The organism is Serratia microhaemolytica, from assembly GCF_004011885.1.
Classification (GTDB): Bacteria; Pseudomonadota; Gammaproteobacteria; order Enterobacterales; family Enterobacteriaceae; genus Serratia_G; species Serratia_G microhaemolytica.
The window spans coordinates 33,864-58,695 of the sequence record NZ_SBEF01000017.1 but is presented as its reverse complement, the minus strand read 5'-3'; the positions used below and the strand labels follow the sequence as shown (position 1 = coordinate 58,695).

General features: G+C 48.9%; 21 protein-coding genes and 1 pseudogene. 12 read left to right on the top strand and 10 right to left on the bottom strand.

What is annotated here, in order from left to right; all coding sequences use genetic code 11:
* Nucleotides 1-47 precede the first annotated feature (47 nt).
* Nucleotides 48-902, top strand: a complete 855-nt coding sequence (gene kdsA, locus EOJ37_RS07605; RefSeq protein WP_127959330.1) for a 3-deoxy-8-phosphooctulonate synthase — start codon at nt 48-50, stop codon at nt 900-902.
* Between the two features lie 123 nt (nt 903-1,025).
* On the opposite strand, the gene ansA is transcribed toward kdsA, so the two are convergent.
* From ansA to EOJ37_RS07585, 4 genes are all read right to left on the bottom strand, one after another.
* Nucleotides 1,026-2,042, bottom strand: a complete 1,017-nt coding sequence (gene ansA / locus EOJ37_RS07600; RefSeq protein ID WP_127959329.1) for an asparaginase — start codon at nt 2,040-2,042, stop codon at nt 1,026-1,028.
* A 135-nt stretch (nt 2,043-2,177) separates the two neighbouring features.
* Entirely contained in the window at nt 2,178-4,031 is a 1,854-nt protein-coding gene (sppA, locus tag EOJ37_RS07595; protein ID WP_127959328.1) for a signal peptide peptidase SppA, read from the bottom strand.
* Nucleotides 4,032-4,197: 166 nt separating this feature from the next.
* A complete protein-coding gene (yfbR, locus tag EOJ37_RS07590; RefSeq protein WP_127959327.1) occupies nt 4,198-4,791 on the bottom strand; it encodes a 5'-deoxynucleotidase in 594 nt (197 codons plus the stop codon).
* A gap of 129 nt (nt 4,792-4,920) precedes the next feature.
* On the bottom strand, nt 4,921-6,135 hold the full coding sequence (locus EOJ37_RS07585; RefSeq protein WP_127959326.1) for a pyridoxal phosphate-dependent aminotransferase: 1,215 nt from the start codon (nt 6,133-6,135) through the stop codon (nt 4,921-4,923).
* A gap of 408 nt (nt 6,136-6,543) precedes the next feature.
* On the opposite strand from EOJ37_RS07585, the gene EOJ37_RS07580 reads away from it, so the two are divergent.
* Nucleotides 6,544-7,512: an acyltransferase family protein gene (locus EOJ37_RS07580; RefSeq protein ID WP_127959325.1), complete on the top strand. Its 969-nt coding sequence runs from the start codon at nt 6,544-6,546 to the stop codon at nt 7,510-7,512.
* 220 nt (nt 7,513-7,732) lie between these two features.
* On the opposite strand, the gene katG is transcribed toward EOJ37_RS07580, so the two are convergent.
* Both katG and nhaC read right to left on the bottom strand, forming a co-directional pair.
* Nucleotides 7,733-9,916: a catalase/peroxidase HPI gene (katG, locus tag EOJ37_RS07575; RefSeq protein WP_127959324.1), complete on the bottom strand. Its 2,184-nt coding sequence runs from the start codon at nt 9,914-9,916 to the stop codon at nt 7,733-7,735.
* Nucleotides 9,917-10,048: 132 nt separating this feature from the next.
* Entirely contained in the window at nt 10,049-11,518 is a 1,470-nt protein-coding gene (gene nhaC / locus EOJ37_RS07570) for a Na+/H+ antiporter NhaC (RefSeq protein WP_127959323.1), read from the bottom strand.
* A gap of 324 nt (nt 11,519-11,842) precedes the next feature.
* Here nhaC and pyrF point away from each other — a divergent pair, with 324 nt between their 5' ends.
* The 3 genes from pyrF (at nt 11,843) to EOJ37_RS07555 (ending at nt 13,585) form a co-directional block, all read left to right on the top strand.
* A complete protein-coding gene (gene pyrF, locus EOJ37_RS07565) occupies nt 11,843-12,568 on the top strand; it encodes an orotidine-5'-phosphate decarboxylase (RefSeq protein ID WP_127959322.1) in 726 nt (241 codons plus the stop codon).
* Nucleotides 12,569-12,578: 10 nt separating this feature from the next.
* Nucleotides 12,579-12,920 (top strand): stress response translation initiation inhibitor YciH, encoded by a 342-nt coding sequence (gene yciH, locus EOJ37_RS07560; RefSeq protein ID WP_127959321.1) that lies wholly within the window; start codon nt 12,579-12,581, stop codon nt 12,918-12,920.
* Between the two features lie 113 nt (nt 12,921-13,033).
* Nucleotides 13,034-13,585 (top strand): DNA-3-methyladenine glycosylase I, encoded by a 552-nt coding sequence (locus tag EOJ37_RS07555; protein ID WP_476707480.1) that lies wholly within the window; start codon nt 13,034-13,036, stop codon nt 13,583-13,585.
* A gap of 9 nt (nt 13,586-13,594) precedes the next feature.
* On the opposite strand, the gene EOJ37_RS07550 is transcribed toward EOJ37_RS07555, so the two are convergent.
* The 3 genes and pseudogenes from EOJ37_RS07550 to EOJ37_RS07540 all read right to left on the bottom strand — a co-directional run bounded on the left by EOJ37_RS07550 (nt 13,595) and on the right by EOJ37_RS07540 (nt 15,476).
* Complete coding sequence (locus EOJ37_RS07550; RefSeq protein ID WP_127959319.1) at nt 13,595-14,341, bottom strand: DeoR/GlpR family DNA-binding transcription regulator; 747 nt, start codon at nt 14,339-14,341, stop codon at nt 13,595-13,597.
* Nucleotides 14,342-14,358: 17 nt separating this feature from the next.
* Nucleotides 14,359-14,754: pseudogene (locus EOJ37_RS07545) on the bottom strand (pyruvate formate lyase family protein); the annotation flags it as partial.
* A gap of 5 nt (nt 14,755-14,759) precedes the next feature.
* Entirely contained in the window at nt 14,760-15,476 is a 717-nt protein-coding gene (locus tag EOJ37_RS07540) for a glycyl-radical enzyme activating protein (protein WP_127959318.1), read from the bottom strand.
* On the opposite strand from EOJ37_RS07540, the gene fsa reads away from it, so the two are divergent.
* The 7 genes from fsa to EOJ37_RS07505 all read left to right on the top strand — a co-directional run bounded on the left by fsa (nt 15,475) and on the right by EOJ37_RS07505 (nt 22,694).
* Complete coding sequence (fsa, locus tag EOJ37_RS07535; RefSeq protein WP_127959317.1) at nt 15,475-16,143, top strand: fructose-6-phosphate aldolase; 669 nt, start codon at nt 15,475-15,477, stop codon at nt 16,141-16,143. The two genes, EOJ37_RS07540 and fsa, sit on opposite strands and share 2 nt — an antisense overlap.
* A gap of 320 nt (nt 16,144-16,463) precedes the next feature.
* A complete protein-coding gene (tssD, locus tag EOJ37_RS07530) occupies nt 16,464-17,954 on the top strand; it encodes a type VI secretion system tube protein TssD (protein ID WP_127959316.1) in 1,491 nt (496 codons plus the stop codon).
* 2 nt (nt 17,955-17,956) lie between these two features.
* Nucleotides 17,957-18,322: a hypothetical protein gene (locus EOJ37_RS07525; protein WP_127959315.1), complete on the top strand. Its 366-nt coding sequence runs from the start codon at nt 17,957-17,959 to the stop codon at nt 18,320-18,322.
* Nucleotides 18,323-18,467: 145 nt separating this feature from the next.
* Nucleotides 18,468-19,103 carry a hypothetical protein gene (locus EOJ37_RS14830; protein ID WP_240651680.1) on the top strand — a complete coding sequence of 212 codons (636 nt, stop codon included), beginning with the start codon at nt 18,468-18,470 and terminating at the stop codon, nt 19,101-19,103.
* A 2-nt stretch (nt 19,104-19,105) separates the two neighbouring features.
* Nucleotides 19,106-19,708, top strand: a complete 603-nt coding sequence (locus tag EOJ37_RS07515; protein WP_127959314.1) for a hypothetical protein — start codon at nt 19,106-19,108, stop codon at nt 19,706-19,708.
* A gap of 816 nt (nt 19,709-20,524) precedes the next feature.
* Nucleotides 20,525-21,856 carry a purine-cytosine permease family protein gene (locus EOJ37_RS07510; protein ID WP_240651679.1) on the top strand — a complete coding sequence of 444 codons (1,332 nt, stop codon included), beginning with the start codon at nt 20,525-20,527 and terminating at the stop codon, nt 21,854-21,856.
* A 61-nt stretch (nt 21,857-21,917) separates the two neighbouring features.
* Nucleotides 21,918-22,694, top strand: coding sequence for a creatininase family protein (locus EOJ37_RS07505; protein ID WP_127959312.1), 777 nt, complete (start codon nt 21,918-21,920; stop codon nt 22,692-22,694).
* Between the two features lie 188 nt (nt 22,695-22,882).
* Here the strand turns inward: EOJ37_RS07505 and EOJ37_RS07500 are convergent, their stop codons facing one another.
* Nucleotides 22,883-24,820, bottom strand: coding sequence for an exoribonuclease II (locus EOJ37_RS07500; RefSeq protein WP_127959311.1), 1,938 nt, complete (start codon nt 24,818-24,820; stop codon nt 22,883-22,885).
* Between the last annotated feature and the right edge of the window lie 12 nt (nt 24,821-24,832).

Genomic DNA, 24,832 nt, shown 5'->3' with positions numbered 1-24,832 from the left:
CGTGCTATCACGGCGAGCACAATGTCAACATCAGCAAAGGCGCAAGCATGAAACAGAAAGTAGTTAACATTGGTGAGATTAAGGTAGCGAACGATCTGCCGTTTGTGCTGTTTGGCGGCATGAATGTGCTGGAGTCGCGTGATTTGGCGATGCGCATTTGTGAGCACTACGTCAAAGTGACCGAAAAACTGGGCATTCCTTACGTTTTCAAAGCCTCGTTTGATAAAGCCAATCGCTCATCAATTCACTCTTACCGTGGCCCAGGGCTGGAAGAGGGGATGAAAATCTTTCAGGAATTGAAGGCCACCTTTGGCGTGAAAGTGATCACCGATGTGCATGAAGTGGCACAGGCAAAACCGGTTGCGGAAGTGGTTGATGTGCTACAGCTTCCTGCATTCCTGGCACGCCAAACCGATTTGGTTGAGGCGATGGCGAAAACCGGTGCCGTGATCAACGTCAAAAAACCACAGTTTGTCAGCCCAGGGCAAATGGGCAATATTGTTGATAAATTTAAAGAGGGTGGCAACGATCAGGTTATTCTCTGTGATCGCGGTAGCAACTTTGGCTATGACAACTTAGTGGTCGATATGCTCGGTATTGGCGTCATGAAAACCGTCAGTGGTGGTCATCCGGTAATTTTCGACGTTACCCACGCACTACAAACACGTGATGCATTCAGTGCTGCCTCGGGTGGCCGACGTGCTCAAGTCACCGAGCTGGCAAGAGCTGGCATGGCGGTTGGATTGGCTGGGCTGTTTATTGAAGCGCACCCCGATCCTAACAATGCAAAATGTGATGGCCCTTCAGCGCTGCCGTTGGATAAGTTGGAGCCGTTCCTGTTACAAATGCGAGCGCTGGATCAACTGGTGAAGAGCTTCCCTGAACTGGATACTAGCTGTTAACCAACAGCGACAAAACTGTGCCAGCCAGCGCCAACTCGTGGGCTGGCTCTTACACTTTCAGCCAGCAGCACAGTTGTGCTGCTTCGGCGAGTCAGTAACAAATAGTGATGAACGCACAACCCATCAATCTTCCAGTGTCAGTTCACCACGCAAATTCTGCTGCATCTGCTGACGGATCTGTTCTGCCGTGAGTGATTGACTTAATAGGTAGTGCAATTTAGTCAACGCCGCCTCAACCGTCATATCATAACCGCTGATCACACCCGCCTGAGCCAACGCATTGCCGGTAGCATATCCCCCCATATTGACCCGCCCGGAGATACATTGTGTCAGTGTGATCACCACAATACCGCGCAAAGTTGCAGCGCGCAGTTCATCGAGTAATTCCGGCTTCTGTGGTGCATTGCCCACCCCATAGCAACGCAAGATCAACGCCTTGACCGGCTGTAGCAGGAAATTGCGTACCACCTCTGCCGAGATACCAGGGTAGATGGTCACCACCCCAATCGGTTGTGGTGTGATTTGGTGTACTTTTAACGCGCCGTTGGGCTCTGGTGATGAGAGGCACGATTGACGGCGAATATGGATCCCCGCTTCTAGCAGTGGTGCAAAGTTCGGTGAAGCAAAAGCATCAAAACCATCGGCATGAGCTTTAGTGGTGCGATTGGCACGAAACAGCTTGTTGTTGAAAAATAACCCCACTTCGCTGATCGGATAATTTGCTGCAAGATAGAGTGAATTTAACAGATTGGCTTGCCCATCTGAACGTAACTCTGACAGCGGGATCTGTGAACCGGTCACGATCACTGGCTTGGCTAAATTCTCCAGCATAAAAGAGAGCGCGGAAGCGGTGAAAGCCATAGTGTCAGTGCCATGTAAAATGACGAAACCATCATAATTGGCGTAGTTGTGCTGAATATCGTTGGCTATCAACTGCCAATCTTCGGGCGTCATATCGGAAGAGTCGATCAGTGGATCATATTCATGCAGGGTAAAGTGTGGCATTTCAGGACGATGAAACTCAGGCATTTGCGCCAGTTGCTGCTGTAGATGCCCAGCCGCAGGGACATAGCCATTTTCCGAATGTAACATACCAATGGTGCCGCCAGTATAGATGACGTAAATAGATTTCTTTTGCATATTTTCTTATTTATTAAAAGGTAATGTTATGGCCTAAATAATTCGAGTGACATCTAACCGGCAGACAACTTGAACTACAACCAGCCAACTGAAGTCGGGTGACGCTCCTTGTCACCAACAGAACGCACACAGAGACTACTCAACATCCGCACAAGTTAGACAGATAGCATAGCGATGCTGTGGATCATTCAGCCGCTGAAACAACTCAGCCTGTTGCCTAACTTCATCGCCTAAGCTCGCCAACGGCGCGGGTAACATTGCCAACACTGCGCGCGGCAGTACCGCATTGACCGAAATCCCCAACTGGCTAAAGAAGTGATCCAGCATACTGACTGGCGTGCTAAACCAAGCCAATTGCCACTGCGTTATGTTCGCCAATTCGGCTGCTTTTGCCACCGCATCGTCAAAATCACCCAGTTGATCGACCAATCCACGTCTATTCGCCTCTCTTCCGGTCCAGACACGCCCTTGGGCAATGGCATCAACTTGCTTTGCATCCATATGGCGCGCAGTAGCGACCAGATTGATAAATTGCCGATAACCGTGCTCAACACTCAACTGCATCATCTGGGCAAACTCTGGCGGCAATGTCTTGGTGACACTCAAATCTGCCAATGGTGAAGTATTGACGCCGTCGGTATACACCCCCACACTCTCTAGGCTATTTTCAAACGTATTAATCGCACCAAAAATACCTATCGATCCAGTAAGCGTACTGGGGCTAGCAACAATATGATCAGCGGCAGTCGCGATCCAGTACCCACCAGAAGCGGCAGTGCCGCCCATTGACACCACGACCGGTTTACCTGCTGCACGCAGCGCAGCCAACTCGCTGCGGATCACTTCAGAGGCACTGACGCTACCGCCCGGACTATTAACTCGCAGCACCAATGCCTTGATTTTCGAATCAAAACGAGCCTGGCGTAGTTGCTCTGCGATGGTATCGGCTCCAACATTGCCCGCACTCTGAGTGCCATCCATGATGGCACCATTGGCAACAATCACACCAATTTCGGCGGGTTGTTCCAGCTTTGGCTTGATGCGGTAGTTATAAATACTGGTGGCATTAATGGCATTACGCTGTTTATTCCAGCCAAACCTGTTGCTTAATGCCTGCTCAATCTCCGGTCGCGAAGCTAACGCATCAACCAATTTGTTATCAAGGGCATATTGCGCCATGTCACCATTAACCGCCTGCAATCCACGCAGGATCTGCTGCGCGCCTGGGAACAGTTGGTTAGGTGACAACTTGCGGTTCGCAGCGACAGTGCTCAGGTAGTTTTGCCATAACTCACCTAACCACAGGCTATCTGCTGCGCGCGCCTCAGGTGACATATCATCACGGATCAACGGTTCAACCGCCGATTTATAGCTGCCGACGCGGAAAATGTGGGTGCTAACCTTTAATTTTTCCAACAACGATTTGTAATACAGCCGATGGGTGGCTAAGCCACGTAAATCAACCGCACCTTGTGGTGACAGGTAAATCTTATTGGCATAACTGGCAAGAAAATATTGTGCTTGGCTGTAGCTATCACCGACCGCAAAAATCGGCTTACCACTATCACGGAATTCAGCTAACGCCTTACCAATATATTGCAGAGAGGGCTGATCTGCCGAGACAAAATCGTTCAGTTGCAGCACGATACCGGTAATGTTGTCATCCTCTTTCGCCGCTCGCAGCGCATCGACCAGATCAAACAGTGAATTTTCCTGCAACCGACGGCTGGAGCCACCTAACAGCTCACGCCCCCACTGCTGAAAACGCGTATCTGTTGCTGGTGTATCGACAATAGTACCCTGCAGATCAAGCAACAGGGCACCCCGTGAGGCTGGTGACGAATGACTGCTTTGAAAAGAGAAGTAAACGCCAATGCCAAACAGCAGTATCACAGCAAAAAACAAGGTGATAACCAGTTCCCTCACTAATTTAAACAACCGCCATATTCCACGGAAGATCCCGGCAATAATTCGCCACAGTATGCGCATGTGCTCTCCAATAATTGGCAAAAATTGTTATCTAATCTGGCAAATAGCGACGTTGATGTTGCTCAGAGCTACTCGGGGCACACTGATGAAACAGCACATCACTAACCAAACTGGCAGCAGTGATAACGCCTGCTTGGAGAGGCGTTATCACTGCCTACTAAAAACTTCAATCTTTTGTTTCAACACTGATTTCATCCAGAGATAGGCTAAAACTCGGGACAAAAACCGTCATAAAATAATCCATTTCCGGACTATGACGTTGCTCAAGTGTCTTCTCCAGCCGGTTCTTCGCCAACTGGAACTCATTATTACCGGCAGAAAGTTCTTCGATGCATTTCAGATAGGCACACAAAGCATCGGCTTGTTTGACTATCGCTCTCTCTTCTTCGCTGCAACACTGTTCATCAAGTATAAGTTGAAAATCTGCCTGAAGCTCCTCGGGGATCATCTGCAACAGTGTCTGCTGCGCTAACTGCTCGATTTTCTTGTACTCGACTGCGATCTGCGGATTGTAATACTTAATCGGTGTTGGCATATCACCGGTCAACACCTCACTGGCATCGTGATACATCGCCAACACAGCGACACGCTCGGCATTAAGTTGTCCACCAAACTTGCGGTTTTTGATCACACTCAGCGCGTGGGCAACAAACGCCACTTGCAAACTGTGCTCAGCAACATTTTCCGTTAGCAGGTTGCGCATCAGTGGCCAACGGGTGATCAGTTTCAAACGGGACAGGTGGGCAAAAAAGTGACTCATTCAGTTTTCTCGTTGACCGGATAGGGCAGGGTGTCCATGCCGCTGCTCAGTGCCAGCTACTGTGACGCTTAGCGGGTCTGAACAGGGCATTCTCACAACGTAAATGACTAGCCTAGCGAGATAAGATGGCTACTGATGGTAATGCTCTAGGAACCGACCAAACTTGTTAACCGCCATCTCCAAATCATCAATGCGCGGCAGGGTCACAATCCGCACATGATCTGGATGAGGCCAGTTAAAGGCAGTGCCTTGTACCAGTAACACCTTCTCCTGTAACAGCAGATCCAGCACCAACTTCTGATCGTCACGGATATTAAAACGTTTAATATCAATGCGTGGGAACATATACAGTGCCCCTTGCGGCTTAACGCAAGAGACACCTGGGATCTGATTCAGCAACTGCCAGGTGCGTTCACGCTGTTGATACAGGCGACCACCTGGCTTGATAAATTCGTTGATACTCTGATAGCCACCCAATGCAGTCTGGATCGCATGTTGCATCGGCACATTGGCACACAGACGCATTGAGGCCAACATCTCCAGCCCTTCGATATAGCCTTTGGCATGTTTTTTCGGCCCGTTCAACACCATCCAACCCTGCCGAAAGCCGGCCACGCGATAGGTTTTTGACAGTCCATTAAAAGTGACCGTCAGCAAATCAGGCGCCAATGCAGCGATCGAGTGGTGTTGCGCATCGTCATACAAGATCTTGTCGTAAATCTCATCGGCGAAAATGATCAGATTATGCTGACGTGCAATCTCAACAATTTCCTCCAGCAGCGCTTTGCTGTAAACCGCTCCGGTTGGATTGTTCGGATTGATGATGACAATCCCGCGTGTACGCGGTGTGATTTTACTGCGAATGTCGTCCAGATCAGGAAACCAACCCGACTCTTCATCACAAAGGTAATGCACCGCTTTACCACTGGAGAGGGAAACGGCCGCCGTCCACAGCGGATAATCCGGTGCTGGCACCAGCATCTCATCACCAAGGTTAAGCAACGCCTGCATGGATTGCAGGATCAGCTCCGACACACCGTTGCCAATGTAGATATCTTCGACCGTCACTTCACGCATATCACGTGCCTGATAATGCTGCATGATCGCCTTACGTGCCGAATACAGCCCTTTAGAATCACAATATCCCTGAGCGGTGGGGAGGTTGCGGATCACATCGACTAAAATTTCATCCGGTGCTTCAAAACCAAACGGTGCCGGATTGCCAATGTTCAATTTGAGAACTTTATGTCCTTCTTCTTCCAGGCGTTTAGCCTCTTTTAGTACACTGCCACGGATGTCGTAGCAGACATTATCAAGTTTGTTAGACTTCTCTATGGAAAACATATAAAACCGAGCCTTGTGTGGTGTGGAGCTGCTGCGCAACCGTGCAATAGGTGCAATGTACTATTGGTGCTGCCGATTTTGAAGAGTCTAGCCTGAGTTTAGTGATAAAAACCATTCTTTGGACGTCAAATGCGCTATCTATGCTAATCAGTGGATGGCTGATTCTAGGCTGTTAACTGTCTGATGGCACCAACACGCGGTTAGCCAATACTGTGCGCACATAACCTACAGCAAGGCATCATTGCGAATTATTATGCTATAATTCTGGGCTGAGTTAGGTGATCAGTGCTGATTAAACAAAAAGATAACTTATGTTCAGGGATACGATGTCCACTAAAATAGCCCGCGTCGGATAGGCCAAAACTCACACGACACAACGGGATTTAGAGCATTTAAGGTATTAATAACATGGCAAAAAATGTCAACTTGCAAGCATTAAAGAGTTTAACTTGCTTCAGTGCAGTCACCTTTTTCTCAACCAGTGAAATCTGTTCTTTTGAGTGTTTTTTAGACGCCGATATTATGAGCGTGCTCTATTTTCTCTCCATAATTGCCAAACCCCTATTTTTTATGATTATTGGTTATTTGGATGAAGTGGGTAACTTGGGCAGAAAAGGGGTAATAATAAAAATAAAATCGATCATATTAATTATGGTTTTCTGGAATATTATCTCATCGCTAATTAAAACGCAGTATATCCAGCAAGGTTATATTTTACAGAATGGCATTCTGCTAAATATGGGGATTATTTATCTTCTTTACCCGCTTATCGTTAAAGGGTTAAAAAACCTAAAAATAACAGCTGCTGTTTTTATCAGCATGATTTTTATTGTTGCGATACTGGATCTGGTCAAACCGATCAACACGCAAGATGATCCGCTCTTTATCTCTAACTATTCATTTATCTGGATCTGGGCCGGATACTATATCTTAGGGCACGTATTGGGTGAGGCAGTAGGCCGTAAATTTACTAAAAAACCAAAGGTGTTACGAGCAGCCAAGCTATTGGTACTGCCGCTGGCAATTTCGATGTATTTCTATGAACTTTATCTATCGACACATATCCAGAAGAGTGTTGCTGGCTGGTTTATTCTGGAACATTTCCATCTGGTAATGATGAGCTTGGCCCTCTTTATTCTATTCGATAACCTAACAATAACCAGCAAATTGCTTACCGGTTTGGTGAAGTTTATCAGCCCAGCGATGGTCGGGGTTTATGTCGTTCACTATAGCGTGTTCCATTTTATTGTTATGCTGTATGATTTTAATAACAACATATTAAAATTATTATTGCTGGTTCTGGTATTTATTGCATCGGTGCTATTTTGCCGCCTGTTACTGCTCAACCGTTTTACCGCACGCACAATATCGTTTTAAATCTGGATATGTTGTAAGCTGCTGAGTTCCTTGATAAGGGGAGGGTTAGCGTGGTGTTAACACATTTGATGATTTTGCAATAACCCCAGCCCAGTCTCCCCCTTCGCAGGGGGAGGCATAAGACAATGCTGTTGCTTTGATAACGGGAAGAATATAGATACGCGATCAAGTTAAGCAATTGTTTTTATTAAAAACTAGAGCAACACTTAACCAGCTAGGGTTAGCACAGGTCAAAGCGATCAGCATTCATTACCTTGCTCCATGCTGCGACAAAATCCTGCACAAATTTCTCCTTGCTATCATCTTGGGCATACACCTCGGCGTAAGCACGCAGGACAGAGTTCGATCCAAACACCAGATCAACGCGCGTTGCCGTCCATTTGGTCTCTCCGGTTTTGCGGTCAATGATGGCATAGCTGTTGCGCCCGGTTGGTTGCCAACTGTAGGCCATGTCGGTCAGATTGACGAAGAAATCGTTGCTCAGTACACCGACACGATCGGTAAACACCCCGTGTTGGCTGCCAGCATAGTTGGTGCCCAATACCCGCATTCCGCCAATTAATACCGTCATTTCGCAGGCAGTCAACCCCATGAGTTGCGCACGTTCGAGCAGCAGTTCCTCAGCGCTGACGACGTAATCCTTCTTCAGCCAGTTGCGGAAGCCGTCGGCCAGTGGTTCGAGCACCTCGAAAGCGTCGACGTCCGTCTGCTGTTGTGTCGCATCACCACGACCTGGTAAGAATGGCACCGATACCGCTATCCCCGCTGCGTTAGCGGCCTGTTCGATGCCAATGTTGCCAGCCAGTACGATCACATCCGCAATACTGATCGCACTGTCAGCAGCGATCTGTTCATAGATAGCCAGTACCCGAGCCAAACGGTCAGGTTCATTGCCCTGCCAATCTTTTTGTGGCGCGAGGCGAATGCGTGCGCCGTTAGCGCCACCACGCTTATCCGAACCACGGAAAGTACGCGCGCTATCCCAGGCTGTCGTCACCATTTCGCTGATTGTCAGTCCAGCCGCGATGATCTTCGCCTTCACCGCTGCAACATCGTAATCTTTACCACCTGTCGGCACCGGATCTTGCCAGAGGAGATCTTCCGCTGGTACATCTGGGCCGATATAGCGCGCTTTCGGCCCCATGTCGCGATGTGTCAGCTTGAACCAAGCACGGGCGAACACTTGTTCAAAATAGGCGGGATCGTCACGGAAGCGCTCAGCGATCTGACGATATTGCGGATCCATCTTCATTGCCATGTCGGCATCGGTCATGATCGGGTTGTAACGGATCGAAGGGTCTTCCACATCGACCGGCTTATCCTCTTCGGCGATGTTGATTGGCTCCCACTGGTGAGCGCCCGCTGGGCTTTTGCTTAGCGCCCAATCGTAGCGTAGCAGTAAGTCAAAGTAGCCCCCCTTGCCCGTGTTCCATTTCATTGGGTGCGTAGTCCAGGCGCCTTCGATACCGCTGGTTACCGTATTGCGACCTACTCCGCGTGTGGTGTGGTTCTGCCAGCCTAACCCCTGTTGTTCCAGTTCGGCACCTTCAGGCGCGGGGCCAAGGTTAGCTGCATTGCCGTTGCCGTGCGCCTTGCCAACCGTGTGACCACCACCGGTCAAGGCGACCGTTTCTTCGTCATTCATCGCCATACGGGCGAACGTGATACGCACATCATGCGCCGTCTTAAGCGGATCAGGTTTACCGTCCACACCTTCCGGATTGACATAGATGAGGCCCATCATCACCGCAGCCAGTGGGTTTTCCAGATCGCGCTCACCGGAATAGCGACTGCCTGTGCTACCGGTAGGAGCCAGCCACTCCTTTTCCGATCCCCAATAGATGTCTTTCTCGGGATGCCAAATATCTTCACGGCCGAAGGCAAAACCGAAGGTCTTCAATCCCATAGATTCGTAGGCCAGCGTGCCAGCAAGAATGATCAGGTCAGCCCATGACAGTTTGTTGCCGTATTTCTTCTTGATTGGCCACAGCAAACGACGCGCTTTATCGAGGTTTGCATTGTCCGGCCATGAATTGAGCGGGGCAAAGCGCTGGTTGCCAGTGCCAGCACCGCCACGACCGTCAGCGATACGGTAGGTGCCAGCCGCATGCCAAGCCATGCGGATCATTAGGCCACCGTAATGTCCCCAGTCGGCTGGCCACCAAGATTGGCTATCGGTCAGCAGCGTTTTGAGATCTCTCTTTAGCGCTTGCACGTCGAGTTGCTTGAGTTGTTCACGGTAATTGAAGTTCGCGCCCAACGGATTGGTCTTGCTGTCATGCTGATGCAAGATATCTAGGTTCAGTGCGTTGGGCCACCACGCCATAGTCTGCATACTGGACGATGTGACACCACGGTGCATCACTGGACATTTTCCAGCAGCACCTGCATTTTTATCTTTCATGTCTCACTCCTTGCTAGCCAACAGAGGGCTGATTGCCATATCGAAGGCTGGCAACCACTTGGTCGCCAGCGGGAAGATGATTAACACCTGCGCCAATCGGCAACAGGTGGTGTGCTAAACGGTAGATGTACTTTATCCTTTGGCTTTAGCCAGGTAACGGATATTGATCCCGGTAATACCCAGAGCCAGGGTGAGTAATGGCGCGGCAATGTTAAAGATGGCAAATGGCAGGTAAGACAGCGTTGAAACGCCGAGCACAGCTGCCATGTAAGCACCACAGGAGTTCCAGGGCACCAGCGGTGAGGTAACAATACCGGCATCAGAAACGGCACGTGATAAATTTTCCGGAGCCAAATCGCGTTTTTCAAATTCAGCCTTAAATAGTCGGGTCGGTAGCAGCAGGGCGATGTACTGGTCGCCAGCAGCAATATTGAGACCAAATGCGGTGGCGACCACCGAGGCCAATAGCCGACCGACAGATTTGGCACGTAGCAGCAGCGGAGTAACCAGTTTATTCAGCAAACCAAAGTCATCGACCATGATGCCAAAAGTGACTGCGCCAATAATCAGCCAGATGGTTAATAACATGCTGTCCATTCCGCCTCGTGACAGCAACATGTCGATCTGCTCGATCCCGGAACTCTCTTGGAAGCCGGTCGCCATCGCTATCCAGATAGCCTTGATCGCCGCGAGTGGCATTGCCAGACCTGGTTCGGCAACAAAACGTTCAATCACTTGGGGTTGCATAAAGCAGGTCATAATGCCCGCCAGCAGTGCCGAACACATGATCGCCAGTGAAGCCGGGACTTTGGCAATCGACAGCAACAATAGAAATAGCAGCGGTAACAGATTCCATGCCGTGATGTGAAACAACTCATCGAAGCGAGTCAGTTCATTGTTGGTGACAGTTTCGTCAAAGGCACTGTGCTGATGCAGCCCCAATAAGACAAATACCGTCAGGGTGATCAGTGCTGCTGGGATGGTTGTCCACAGTTGTGCCCGAATATGTTTATACAGATCCACGCCATTCAACTGGGCAGCCAATACGGTAGTCTCCGATAGAGGCGAAATTTTGTCACCGACATAGGCGCCGGAAATCACCGCACCGGCAGTAATTTCCGGTGATAATCCCAACATGTTAGCCAGGCCGACCATGCCCACCCCTAATGTGCCCGCCGTGGTCCAAGAACTGCCGATACTCATAGAGACAGCGATACAGACCAGGAAAGCGATCGGATAGAACCAGTTGGGGGTGATCAGTAATATGCCGTAGTAGACCATCGTGGGAATGGTGCCGGACATGTTCCACGTCCCGATCAATGCACCAACAGCAAACAGGATGAAAATAGCGCCAACCACGCTTGAGATCCCTTTCTGCCCAGATTCCGAAATCTCATCCCAACTGTGACCATTTTTTAGAATGATGATCGCGGTCACCATCGCGCTGAGGATGATCGCGACCTGCAACGGCCCCTTGACCGCATCCAGGCCAAACAGGGTGACCGAGGCCCCAACCGAAATAATCAGGCTGATGATTGGGATCATTGCGTCCAAGTAACTGGGCGCTCTTGCCGAGCGAGCGGGTTTATTATCAAGCGACATAGAAACTCCATAGATGATTAAGCGGTAGCGCTGCCAATTGCGCTAAGTATAGTCTGTCGCGTAGCGGGTGGTGGGGAAGCACAGGTAGAACGACGATGTGCGCAGCAGCGCTGCCGTTCGGTGCGCTTGTCACTGTCCGTTTGCACGCTAATGGCTGGCAAAAACTGCAATTACCCCCAAGTCAGTAACGCGTTAGCGAATCGCATGGCAAGCCAAAGCGCGTTGATGAAATAGGCTGTTAACTGGGATTTTCAGCCATAGGCAGGTAGAATGCTCAACGCTTATTTTGCTGGCAGTCTCTCCACTTTACACAAGGTAGCCACAATGCAATTGACCGAAAAATCTGAGCAAGCCCCGTCTGCCTCACCGATTATTGTCGCGCTTGATTATGCTAGCCGCGATGCCGCGTTAACGTTTGCTGATCGGATTGATCCGCGTGATTGTCGTCTTAAAGTCGGTAAAGAGATGTTCACGCTGTTTGGTCCGCAGATGGTGCGTGACCTTCAGCAACGCGGCTTTGACGTGTTCCTGGATTTAAAATTTCATGACATTCCCAACACCACAGCCCGTGCAGTAGCCGCAGCGGCAGAGTTGGGGGTGTGGATGGTCAATCTCCATGCCAGTGGTGGCGCACGGATGATGCAGGCGGCAAAACAGGCGCTCGCCGCCTATGGTGCTGATGCACCACTGCTGATTGCCGTTACTGTGTTAACCAGTATGGAGGCGGAAGATCTGCATGGTGTCGGTATTGCACGCACACCATTACAGCACGCGGAGCATCTTGCCCGTTTAACGCGCGAGTGTGGTCTCGATGGTGTTGTCTGTTCGGCTCAGGAAGCGCAACATCTTAAGCGCGCCTGTGGTGAAACATTTCAGTTAGTGACGCCCGGCATTCGCCCCGAGGGCAGCGATCTGGGCGATCAGCGCCGGGTGATGACCCCACGTCAAGCGGTCAGTTGTGGGGTGGATTATCTGGTGATCGGGCGGCCGATTACCCAGTCGGCCGATCCTGCGGCAACCTTGGCCACACTCCGCGCTTCTCTGCGCTAAGGATTTCACAATGCAAGATAACCAGCGACTGGGCAACAATAGCCGCCTAGTCTACTCAACCGATGGCGGGCGCATCAAAGCCGAACCTGTGGTCGCTGAACGTGCCAAGGGTGATGGTATTGTGCGCATTCAGCGCCAGACCAGCGGGCGCAAAGGGAAGGGCGTTTGTGTGATCACCGGTATCGATTTGGCGGATGCTGAACTGGCACAGTTGGCAGCAGAGTTGAAGAAAAGATGTGGCTGTGGTGGCGCAGTTAAGGATGGCGTGATTGAGATCCAGGGTGATCAGCGCGAGTTGCTGAAACAACTGCTGGAAGCGAAAGGGATGAAGGTGAAATTGGCCGGTGGCTAACCACGCTCGCGGTTAACTCGGGAGGAGATTGTCACTCGCGACAGCTAAACTGAATTCACGGCAGCTACTGCGAATCGCTGAACAACTGGGAATATGATAAGGAGTGAGTGATGGTGACACGTTGCCCTTGGGCTGGCAATCAGCAGCTCTATATCGATTATCACGACCATGAGTGGGGCAAGCCACTGCACGATGATAACCGGCTGTTTGAGATGTTGATCCTAGAAGGGATGCAAGCTGGGTTGTCCTGGTTCACGGTGCTGAAGAAGCGTGAGGCGTTTAGAATCGCGTTTGATCAGTTCGTGCCGGCTAAGGTGGCAGCTTACGATGAACAGAACGTGGTGGCATTGCTCAATGAACCGGCAATTATCCGTCATCGGGGGAAAATCGAGGCTGCAATCAATAATGCCCGCTGTTTTATTGAACTACAGCGTGAATATGGCAGTTTTGATCAGTTTATTTGGCGCTATGTTGACAATAAACCGCTGATTAACTACCCGAAAACCTCGGCAGACGTGCCCGTAACTACCGCTATCTCAGATCAAATCAGTGCTGATTTAAAGCAAAAGGGCTTTAAGTTCGTCGGTTCAACCATTATCTACGCCTTTATGCAGGCAATCGGTATGGTGAACGATCACTTGCTTGATTGCTGCTGTCGCGAGTGAGGACAATGTTCAGCCGCTGACCAGATCGAGTTGAATACCTAAGTTGCGCAGTGCATGTTGATAGTCCGGAGCTAGCCGTGCATCGGTGATCACGCGCTGGATCTGGCTGATAGGCTGTAGCGGGTTGGCCTGGATTTGGCCAAACTTGCTTGAGTCAGTCAGAATAATATTTTCGCTCCCTTTCGCCAGTAGCGCGTTGACAATATCGGCGCGCATCATGTCACGCCCGGTAAAACCGGTCTCGAGGTGGTAACCATCAATGCCGATAAAGGCTTTATTGAAATACACCTGCTGGATGCAGACGCGGGTGAGAGGGCCGACGACTGTTTCGCTCTTTTTCTGATAGATACCACCGAGCACAATCACTTCACACGCGGCCTGTTTTAACAGGTTGGCAATGTAGTGGCTAACGGTGATCACGGTAATGTCGCTGCGAGCCGTCAATTGACGTGCCAGTAGGGCATTGGTGCTGCCACTTTCAATAAAAATTGTTTCACCGCCAGCAATCTGTGTTGCTGCGTAGTGTGCCAGTTGCTGCTTCAGCGTGAAGTTGGACATCATCCGTGCATCGACATCATCACTCTCCAGCGCGATCGCTGCGCCGTGTACCCGTTTCAGGTAACCGCGCTGCTCCAATAGCGTCAGATCGTGACGGATCGTCACTTCAGAAACAGTAAAAGTGTCTGCCAATTGACTGACTGTAATACGAAAATGGTCATTGACCAGTTGTAAGATACGTTGTTGTCTTGCGTTCATTGTTATCTCATTAGTGGCACCGTCTGCCCTCGCCACCACGGGCAAATTTTATGCAGGACTGCCTTGTCTGCCTCGCTGACCGAAAAACCAGCGCCCGGACGATCGGCCAGATGGTCAATTTCACGCTCAATCCAGTTGACGGTATATTCAGGGAAAATCGGCGCGGCGCGCACTTGGCTCGCCTGATTACCGACAATCAACTCATCGTGTTTGATCCAGATGGTGCGCTGTGCCAGATGATTCGCCAGTGCCAGCGCTCGCCGAACCGGCAGCGGTTTATCTTGATGCTGCTGGTAGCTTTCGGTGTAGTGTTGCGCACGCTCGGTGCAGATTGGCGGTGTGACAATCTGTATCAGTGCGCGCTTGTGCGCTTGGATGCGTGCAGTCAGTGTGGTGAGATCAAGCGTTGTCATGGAAGTTATCCTCGCAATAGCGCTGTTAAGCCTTGGCGACAGGCATACTCCTGTGCGAAAGCCAGCAGTTCTGGATCGTCTAACGGGGTTCGGGCTGCGGTGTAGGGGCGGTCAAGGAGTGCATATTTGTGGATACCCAAGGTGTGATAGGGCAAAAAGTGGATGTCGCTGGCGTTAGTTTCATTTGCAACAAAATCAATGATCGCACGCACTGAATCACGATCTGCGTTGAAATCCGGGATCAGCGGTACGCGTACAATCACGTGGGTATTGCTGGCAGCCAGGCGGCGGAAATTATCCAATACGCGCGCTAGCGATCCTTGTGTCCACTGTTTAAAACGTGCGGCATCGACATGTTTCAGATCTGCTAGCATTAGATCTAGCCAGGGTAGGGCGCAGCTAATCGAACGCCAGGGAACATGCAGCGATGACTCCACTGCGGTATGAAGCGCCGCTTGTTTGCTGCGTTTTAACAGTTGTGCGACAACGTCAGGTTGCATAAACGGTTCGCCTCCCGAGATTGTTAAGCCGCCACCACTACGCAGATAGAAGGCGTGATCACGCATCACCTCAGCCATGATGGCATCAATATCAAGCGCTTTGCCGCACAGTGTCAGCGCCCCAGTTGGGCAGCCGTCAGCGACAGCTTCCGACTGTTGCAGCGTTAGCCGTGAACGCTGGAGCTGTAATTGGCCGTCATTGTAACCAGTGGGGTGTGATATGGAGCTTTATCTTGATAGTGCTGATATCGATGCAGTGAAACGATTAGCACGTGTGTTACCACTGCAAGGTGTCACCACCAATCCCTCTATTATTGCCAAAGCAGGCAAACCACTGTGGGAAGTGCTGCCCGCATTGCGCGATGCTCTCGGTGGTGAGGGGCGGCTGTTTGCCCAGGTGCTGGCAAGCCATGCTGATCAAATGGTTGAGGAGGCGCTGCGGTTACAACAGCGGGTCACTAATCTGGTGGTTAAAATCCCTGCGACTGCAGAAGGCTTGGCGGCGATAAAAATGTTAACTGCACAATCGGTCAGTACACTGGGCACCGCAGTTTATGCTGCTGGCCAAGGGCTGCTGGTGGCACTGGCAGGGGCTAACTATGTGGCGCCTTATGTGAGTCGGCTCGATGCGCAGGGCGGTGATGGCGTCAAGATGGTTGGTCAATTACAGCAATTGCTCAGCTTACATGCGCCACAAACTCAGCTATTAGCAGCCAGTTTTAAAACTGCACGCCAAGCGGTTGAATGTCTACTGGCCGGCTGTCAAGCGATCACATTACCGGTTGATGTGGCAGAACAGCTAATTAGCACACCCGCCGTGCTGGCGGCCATTGACCAGTTTGCACAGGATTGGCAACACGCATTTGGTCACGGTCAGTTGGGGGAGTAATCCGTGCTGGCAAAATCTCCGCCCATAGCAAGGTAAACCAACTGACCAGGGCGGGATCCTACTTTGCTTAATATTTATACTTTAGGCGTCCGCACATAAAATCTGATGAAATTTCAGGAATAACTTGGTGTTTTTTTACGTAGCAGGCCATTCTTGCTTAAAAATCAATCAATTTAAAAGTGGGGTCCCGCCCTGCTGGTTTAATAACTTGTTATGGTGCAATTTTCATTATAAAAAATCATGGAAATAGCCCAGCAAAGTTATACACTGATTTATAAACAAATTCTGATTGGCATAAATAAAACAGGGAACCTTGTGCTATGTCCTACCCCATTTATCTCACCATGATCGGTGAACAACAAGGAGATATCTCACGCAACTGCGGCTCATATGCCTCTTTGGGCAACGCTTTTCAGGCTGCACACCCGAACGAAATGTCTGTGCATTCCCTGTTTGCGGATGAAATTGGCCAACCGATGGATTATGCGCGTCGTCTTACCTTTAGCAAATCGCTCGATAGAGCAACACCGCTATTAGCGGCAGGTATCGATAGCAGTGAGCGCTATTTTCTCGATTTTTATCTCTACCGTATCAATCCTGCAGGTGCTTTGGAGCAGTTTTACCATATTGAGCTGCGTGGCGCGTCGATTGCCTCGTTTGCATTGCATCTGGACAGCCTAACCGGACAACAGATTGAACACATCAGTGTGCGTTATGACTATATCCGTTGTCGGCATTTGATCAGCAATACCGAATACAGCTACTTTGCATTACCTGAAAACTACAATCAGTTGTTTACTCGGCTCAACCCAATTATCGCTGCTCGCACAGCGAGTAAAACTCAAAATGGCTACCTCAATGCCGCTGATCAGGTGCGCAAAAGTGCGCTTGATCGTAAAGCGAGCATCGGCACACTCAACGCCAATGAGCAGCAACAACGGGCTAGTCTGGTAAAAAAAGCAGCACAACAGCAGCAAAATCTGTTCACGGCGTGTGAAGATGAAACCAGTGCCGCCTGTCTGGCAGAACACAAAAAACTGTTACAGGCACAAGAAAGCTACCGAGGTTACGCTGAATACCAAACCTACTACGACCTACGCGAACAATTTCCTGACGAGATGGCGCACTATGCCGAATTGATCGGTGATTATTCACATCAGTTGATTGGTTTGCTCGAAAACGGCTACACTCTTGAGCAAGCGAAGGCCAAGCTGGCACAGGATCAAGCTGAATCGGTGGAATATGCCAGAAAATACCAAGAGGCCGTAGATAAACTGCCAACTTGGGCAAGGATTGCGATGACCATACAGGATACTGTCGGTATGGTGTATGGGGCAAAGGCTGCGGGTGTGGGGTTGGGTAATCTCTGCACAAAAATAGATTCAACGAGAAAAACCAGCCCTCTTAGATATGACATTAATCCCTCTGGATTAATGAATAGTGAGAAATTAACCCTTACAAATACTGTAAAAAATCTTTTTAGACAACAAAAAGTAAGAGAAGCTCTTGATGTCCATTACGAAGATCTTGTTCGAAAAAAATTAGGAGGAACTGCCAAAGTTATAGGCGGCCGTGAATATGATGTTGTTACTGACAAAGCAATAGTGCAAGTTAAACGCACTTACAGCGCGGTAGATAAACCAAAAAACTTCCTTAGTAAATCAACAAGAATGCAAATAAAAAAGACTATTGAACTAGCTAATCAACAAGGTAAAGAGGCTCAATTTTGGTTTAAATATGGAGTACATCCAACCATAAGAGCTTATATTGAGGAAAAAGGTGGGAAAGTAATGATTGGATTAGGAGATTAAGAATGTCAAGATTTATTTTAACAAGAGGATGGATTGAGTGTGATTTTGAACAGGTGAGAAAAATAAAGGAAAGCAATGTATCTTTTGCTAAAAACTCTAACAAATACTCCTTATCTTTAGAGATGACTGAGCTATATAAAAAATGCTGGCATTATCCAAGTGAAGAGATTAATTGGATTAGTATTATTTCTTTCGGTGCCAATATAAATGGTGTAGCCATCTATTACATTAAAGATATGGTGAGTGAGATTTGTGCAAAAGAAAAAGTAGATGGTTACTTTAGAATTGATGATGAGGAAGAGCAATCATATACTGAATGGTTCATAACTGATGGTAATTTGATAGAAAAAACAAACAATAAAAATTAAAAAATAGTCATTCGAGGAGTCAGTGCATGTATTTATCAATGACTCCTCGATATTTTTGATAAAAAGAAACAAGAACCAGTCATAACATAGAAACAGTACAACATTACATGCACTAGATCCGCGACCGACTTGGGCAAGGATCGCGATGACCGTACAGGATACTGTCGGTATGGTGTATGGGGCAAAGGCTGCGGGTGTGGGGTTGGGGAGTTTGGCTAAAGCTACGGCACCGACGAAGTTAGCTCCAGATCCGACTATTAGGCAACGAGTGCTTGAGAATATCGCCAAGAGCAAGGCCGCCAGAGAGTCATCGGGGTTCTTGCGTGCTCAAAGGAGGGCTGAGGCTAGGAATATGCAGCAGCTAATCGGACGAGCACGGCAAAATTTACTGGATGAAATTAACCAATTTTCTTCTAAAAATCAGGCAGGTAAGGTTGCCACAATAGTCGCTGCGTACGATTCTACAACAGGTAAGATTGCTGTCGGGAATAGTAATGCTCGTATTTCTGCGGAAACATTACATCCTAAAACCGTAATCTATGTTGAAAAACAGTTAGGTGTTAAAATCGGTGAATTCACTAGTTTTTGTAAAAATAGAGTAGGGACTTGTGCTGAGGTATCAGCAGCAGATCAACTTATCAGACAAGGAGTTGAACCCTCAAGAATTCAATTCACAGAAGCATTGAGACCAAGAGACATGTGGAAAAAGGATGAAATACTCCCAGACGCAATTATCCCACCATGTCCCAATTGCTCAATCACTTGGCCAAAAAGGAAATAATCATGAATATATTAGATGAAAATTGGGTTCCAGAGTTTGGAACAATATTTACTTGGTTTGCCATGGACAAAAATGGGCGTATCGCAATGATGGTGAATAATTGCTTTGGTGATCTACCCAAGAAATTATTATGCATAGATAACATTGAAACATTACTTGATCAGTTAAATGAATATATATGGGAAGAATCAAAGGATTTCATTCGCTATCCAATCAATAAGGAAGGGGGGTTTTATGTTGACTTGTATTCTGCATGGCGTAAACGCTCCAATCTAGATAGAGAGCATATTTTCAATGAATTAGAGAAAGATTTAAAAAAATCAGGATGCTATAGCGAGGCTAATTTACCAGTTAATAAAGGTTTTTTTGTTTATCATGCTATTGAAGGAAGTTATGATGGTGAGGACTATCCAGTTGGTTTCGATGGGGAAACAAAAATGGGAGATTATTTTAGATTCTTGGTACCTACAAACTATGCATCAATAGATGATTTCCCTCCAGAATTACAACATGGAATAGTCTCGTCTAATACCATTGACTTTACGGTAGATAGGTTGCTTTATAATGACCTAATCAATGAATATTTTCCTCGAACGGGTCAATAATGAGTATCACTGATTCGTCAATACATCATACGGAATATCAGGGCAAGCGCGTAAACGTTTTCCACCCAGGGCAACCGCATGAATGCATAAACTTTAACCAATGCAGTCGGTGTGTAGTCATACATAACCTGTCTGGAACCAGATTTGTGCGTTTAATGCTCTAGATTGGTCTTTTTTCCATGCAACTATTGCTCAATGAACATTCGTGATCTCGCCCTGACCAACTGACAGATTAGTGACGACATTTGTGGATTTATTTTTAATAAAAATCAGCTTTATGGTTAACAGAAGGTTAAATTAAGTCAAAGGAAACGTGAACTAAACAGATTTTTCTTTTCAATTATAACAAAATGTTACCATTGATTTCTTTGGGATTTACTCCTGTTTATCCGAAGTTGGCTCGCATAATCCATAATTGGCGTTTGACATTATCACGGTTAGCGATTTATTTTGACGTTCGTCTCGACAAAATGATTGCATTGTAGCGCTGTTGACGTGAGACAGGAGCTGCTCAGTTCCTGTGTCGTTATCTGCATTGAACAGTGTGCGGTGAAGATAAAAATCGTTGCGCAGGCTATCAGGTCTTGACTTTATGAACCACTGCACGCAGGGAATGCTGGATAATCGAAAAGGCAAAAAAATCCGTGTGTTAATTTACACTGATGTCTGCTAAACGATTTTTCGGTCGTTTTTTTTTCATCTACCGTGGTTTTTTGTACTAATAACTATAGAAAGCCCGGTACATAAAAATAATAGATAGGTCATTAAATGAGTAAGCATACACAGACACCTCCTCCGCCAACAGACGCGGATTTTATGTTTTCCCCGATCCCTCAATCAGCACGTCGTCCAACCTGGAAACAGGTGTTGGTATGGGTCGGTTTTGGTTATGTTGCCACCGGGCTGTTCATTGGCGGTACCTTAGCGGGTGTCGGCGGCAAGCCAGGGATGCCGTTTACCCAGGCTCTGCTGGCGATTGCGATTGGTATGAGTGCGCTGTTTGTTCTCACTTCACTGCTGGGGGTGATGGCACAGAGAACCGGTTTAAGTCTGGCGTTGATCAGCCGTTACTCTTACGGGCGTTTAGGTGCCAATTTACCCATGATCGCAATGGGGCTGCTCACCTTGGGCTGGTTTGCTGCCATCACCGGCATGGTGGGTGATATCTGGGGATCGTTCCTCGGTAACCCTTCTGGCATCATCGTGTTTAATCCCGAGGCATATGGCTATACCGGCAGTATGATCACACTGGAAGTGTTTCTCGCCTGCCTGATCGCCGGGTTGCTGTTTACCTTTACTTCGTTGTATGGCATGAAAGGGCTTGAGATTATTGCCATTCCTGTTTCGCCGATCATCATGCTGATTGCGGTCACTACCGGTGTTGCTATGCTGCATGAAGGGGGCGGGTTAGCGGAGTTTATCGCCCGTTCTGATCAGAACAGCGGGTTACCACTCTCTACTGCCGTTACGATGGTGATCGGTAGCTGGATCGCCGGTGCCGTGATGGGGGTCGACCTGTTCCGCTTTAATAAATCGGTTACTGCGGTGCTGCTCGGTGCGGCGGCGTGCTTTATCTTTACCAATCCGCTGTTGAATGTGGTGGGGTATATCGGCACAGTCACCGTAGGTATGCCTAACTACGTTACCTGGATGCTGGGCAAGAGCGTTATTCTGGCGACAATTGGTGTGCTTACTTGGACACTGTCACTCTGGACAACCAACGATGCCGAGCTGTACTGTAACTCGCTCTACACTGGCCCAGTGCTCGATTCAGTCGGTATTAAGGTGAACAAGAAAACGTTGATCTTGATTGTCGGTATTTTAGGTACGCTGCTCGGGTCGTTGGGTTTTTATCAAATTCTGTTCTCTCAGTTCATCACCTATCTGGGTACGATGGCGCCACCGTTGGCTGGCCCGTTGTTGGCCGACTACTACCTTTCGCGCCGTTGCAACTATCCGTTGGATCAATTGAATAAGCAACCAAACTTTAACTGGGCAGGGGTGATCAGTGCCGTTCTGGGTATGTCTGCCGGATTGGCTTTCTCTCTCTACAATGTGCTGCCTAACTGGCCAACCGGTTTATTGGCACTGTTGCTGACCATCGTCACTTATGCGCTTATCCGCCCAATGATGACAGCAAAGCATTAATAGATCAGTTTTAAAACAGAGTCATTGACGCGCGTAGCGAACTAAAACAGTAGGAGATAGCATGAAGAAAGTTATGCTCAATGAGTTCAGCACCGCTGAACTGGAGACATTACTACAGCAACGCCAGATTGATAGCGTGATCGCCGTGTTCGGTAGCTGTGAAAGCCACGGTGGTCATCTGCCGCTAGGGCCTGATCTGTTTGTTCCTGCCGAGGTAGCACAGCAGGCTGCACAGCGGCTGGAGCGCACACTGGTGCTGCCGGGTATTCCTTATGGTACCTCGATGCACTACAACGCGAATCCAATGGCTATCACGCTGCGTTTTGAGACGGTGATCGCGCTGGCTGAAGATATGTTTGAGAGCCTGATCCAGTACGGTATCAAACACATTTTTGTGCTCAACGGTCACGATGGCAATATCGCGCCATTGGAGATCGCTCAGCGTAAGGTTAAGGCGCGTCATAAAGAGGTGGTGTTTGCCTTTTTGCCTGCCTGGTGGGCAATTTTGGGCGATCGTCTCGGGCCTGATTTCTTCGCTGGCTGGAATGGTCTGGGCCATGGTGGGGAAGGGGAGTCTTCTATTACCGCAGCAGTTTGTCCACAACTGTGTGATCTCTCTAAAGCAGTACGTCAAATGCCAGAAGACTCACTACGCTACAGCAAGCATATCCAGTTGATTTGGGATATTTCAGAAGTTTCCGCTACCGGAGCGACTGGCGATCCCACTTTCGCGAGTATTGAGAAAGGGCAGAAAATGTTGGCGGCTCTGGTCGACATTGTGGTGGAAAATATCCAGCAACTGGAGCAGAACGACTGGAACTATGATCGCCGCTGTTAATCTCAGCATTGGCAGCTAACTGCACACGCTAGTCGGTATGATTATCGTGATGCTGTTCTGTGGTGTTGTTTTCAAGCCGCACACCAGATAGACAAACAGGCTGGAGCAGATGACAACGATGGGTCAATCTCGCTCCAGCCTGTTGCTTATCGGCATGTTTACTGCTGTTCAATAGCCACAGCACACCATCAAGGTAGCGGTTTGGCGATCACACTGCGTGTCTCCATGCGTACTTCGGCAATTTTCACTTGTAGGCTGTCGCCTTGGCGATAGATCACCTCACCTTTTACTTGTACGCTGCCAGTCTCCTGACTACAGACAATTTCGTCACGCACTGGATGCAGATGAGAAGCAGGGATAAAGGCAACAGCGCCATTTTCCTGTAAACGAACACGTAAGCCACCACGCGAAACATCAATAATTTCAGCATGAAAACTCTGTTGTTCGGCAGATTTTGTCTGCAAGAAACGTGCATATAACCAATCACCGACATCACGTTCAGCCAGACGGTTTAAACGGCGCCGTTCGACTAACTGGCTGATCACATCATCACCCGGTTTTACTGCCGGCTGGTTGGCGATAACGCTTTTCAACAGCCGATGGTTAACCATGTCACCATATTTTCGGATCGGTGAAGTCCAGGTGGCATAAGCAGCCAGCCCCAAGCCAAAATGTGGGCCCGGTGTGGTGCTGATTTCGACAAAGGTTTGTAAACGGCGGATACGGCTATCAAGAAATGGATTGGATTGGGCATCTAACTGGCGGCGTAGCTGGCAAAAGCCTTCCAGTGTTAACAACTGCTCGGCATCTGCGCTGATGTTGTTAGCCTGTAGTAGCGTGACTGCTTGTGCTACCAGTTGTGGATCAAAGCCGGTGTGGACATTGTAGATCCCGAAACCTAACCGTTCACGCAGCACTGTGGCAGCACAGATGTTGGCGGCAATCATGCACTCTTCCACAATCCGGTTGGCAGTGCGGCGCTGTTCCTGCACAATATCCAGCACCTCTCCCTGCTCACCAAGTACAAAGCGATAGTCGGGGCGATCTTTAAATACCAGTGCATTCTGCTGGCGCCAGGCGCTCAGCCGATCAGCCAGTTGTTTGAGTAACAACACTTGCTGTTTGATCGCCTCTGAAGGCGGCTGCCAACCGCTACCCTGCTCTAACCAGTCAGACAGTTGATCGTAAACCAGTTTGGCTTTTGACTCGATTTCGGCACTAAAAAAATCAATATCGTCGGCCAAAGAACCATCGCTGGCAACGGTGACGCGGCAAGCCAATACTGGCCGGCGTTGATGTGGGCGCAGCGAGCAGAGATCATCAGATAACTCTCGCGGCAACATCGGAATATTGAAGCCCGGAAGATAGTTGGTGAAGGCACGCTGGCGTGCAATATTGTCCAGAGTACTGCCTGGTGTGACATAAGCTGTCGGATCAGCAATTGCGATCGTTAACTGGATTGTTCCATCTTCATGCTGCTGCACATGAAGCGCGTCATCCATATCTTCGGTGCTGGCACTGTCAATGGTGACAAAATCCAATGCAGTGAGGTCTTCCCGTGTGAGTGAGCCGTCCTGGCGTGTGACGGCAACCATCTCGGGCGCCGCACGCTCGAGATTATGTTGTGCCAACGTTACCCACCAAGGCACCAGATTATCGTCCGCATGGGTAATGAATTGGGTCAGATCCGCATAGAAAGCACGGTCACCGTCTTTCAGTGGATGACGGCGCATCTCAGCAACCGCCCAGTCACCCGCCTGAAAATCGTGCTCCAGGCCGCGTATTGGTCGGCAGGCGACAGCCTCTTTAATCGATGGATGATCGGGCACAATAAATAGCCGTTCATCTTTCTTCTGTACTCGCCCGACAAAGCGTGACAGGAACGGTTCAACCAGGGTTTCCGGTTGCGCCACTTCACGCTCTTTTTCTGTGTGCAATGTCGCGACGATACGATCGCCATGCATCACCTTTTTCATGTAGGGCGGTGGGATAAAATAGCTTTTTTGTCCATCGACGTCCAAAAAGCCAAAACCTTTCTCAGTGCCCTTGACGACGCCTTCAGCGCGTGGAGTTTGAGAGTGAAGTTGCTGTTTAAGCTGCGCCAGCAGCGGGTTATCTTGAAACATATTGTCCAACAG

What these genes read in the sequence shown, in the direction of transcription:
- kdsA (WP_127959330.1), top strand. Translation starts at nt 48, where the DNA reads ATGAAACAGAAAGTAGTTAACATTGGTGAGATTAAGGTAGCGAACGAT.
- ansA (WP_127959329.1), bottom strand. Translation starts at nt 2,042, where the DNA reads ATGCAAAAGAAATCTATTTACGTCATCTATACTGGCGGCACCATTGGT.
- sppA (WP_127959328.1), bottom strand. Translation starts at nt 4,031, where the DNA reads ATGCGCATACTGTGGCGAATTATTGCCGGGATCTTCCGTGGAATATGG.
- yfbR (WP_127959327.1), bottom strand. Translation starts at nt 4,791, where the DNA reads ATGAGTCACTTTTTTGCCCACCTGTCCCGTTTGAAACTGATCACCCGT.
- EOJ37_RS07585 (WP_127959326.1), bottom strand. Translation starts at nt 6,135, where the DNA reads ATGTTTTCCATAGAGAAGTCTAACAAACTTGATAATGTCTGCTACGAC.
- EOJ37_RS07580 (WP_127959325.1), top strand. Translation starts at nt 6,544, where the DNA reads ATGGCAAAAAATGTCAACTTGCAAGCATTAAAGAGTTTAACTTGCTTC.
- katG (WP_127959324.1), bottom strand. Translation starts at nt 9,916, where the DNA reads ATGAAAGATAAAAATGCAGGTGCTGCTGGAAAATGTCCAGTGATGCAC.
- nhaC (WP_127959323.1), bottom strand. Translation starts at nt 11,518, where the DNA reads ATGTCGCTTGATAATAAACCCGCTCGCTCGGCAAGAGCGCCCAGTTAC.
- pyrF (WP_127959322.1), top strand. Translation starts at nt 11,843, where the DNA reads ATGCAATTGACCGAAAAATCTGAGCAAGCCCCGTCTGCCTCACCGATT.
- yciH (WP_127959321.1), top strand. Translation starts at nt 12,579, where the DNA reads ATGCAAGATAACCAGCGACTGGGCAACAATAGCCGCCTAGTCTACTCA.
- EOJ37_RS07550 (WP_127959319.1), bottom strand. Translation starts at nt 14,341, where the DNA reads ATGAACGCAAGACAACAACGTATCTTACAACTGGTCAATGACCATTTT.
- fsa (WP_127959317.1), top strand. Translation starts at nt 15,475, where the DNA reads ATGGAGCTTTATCTTGATAGTGCTGATATCGATGCAGTGAAACGATTA.
- tssD (WP_127959316.1), top strand. Translation starts at nt 16,464, where the DNA reads ATGTCCTACCCCATTTATCTCACCATGATCGGTGAACAACAAGGAGAT.
- EOJ37_RS07525 (WP_127959315.1), top strand. Translation starts at nt 17,957, where the DNA reads ATGTCAAGATTTATTTTAACAAGAGGATGGATTGAGTGTGATTTTGAA.
- EOJ37_RS14830 (WP_240651680.1), top strand. Translation starts at nt 18,468, where the DNA reads ATGACCGTACAGGATACTGTCGGTATGGTGTATGGGGCAAAGGCTGCG.
- EOJ37_RS07515 (WP_127959314.1), top strand. Translation starts at nt 19,106, where the DNA reads ATGAATATATTAGATGAAAATTGGGTTCCAGAGTTTGGAACAATATTT.
- EOJ37_RS07510 (WP_240651679.1), top strand. Translation starts at nt 20,525, where the DNA reads ATGTTTTCCCCGATCCCTCAATCAGCACGTCGTCCAACCTGGAAACAG.
- EOJ37_RS07505 (WP_127959312.1), top strand. Translation starts at nt 21,918, where the DNA reads ATGAAGAAAGTTATGCTCAATGAGTTCAGCACCGCTGAACTGGAGACA.
- EOJ37_RS07500 (WP_127959311.1), bottom strand. Translation starts at nt 24,820, where the DNA reads ATGTTTCAAGATAACCCGCTGCTGGCGCAGCTTAAACAGCAACTTCAC.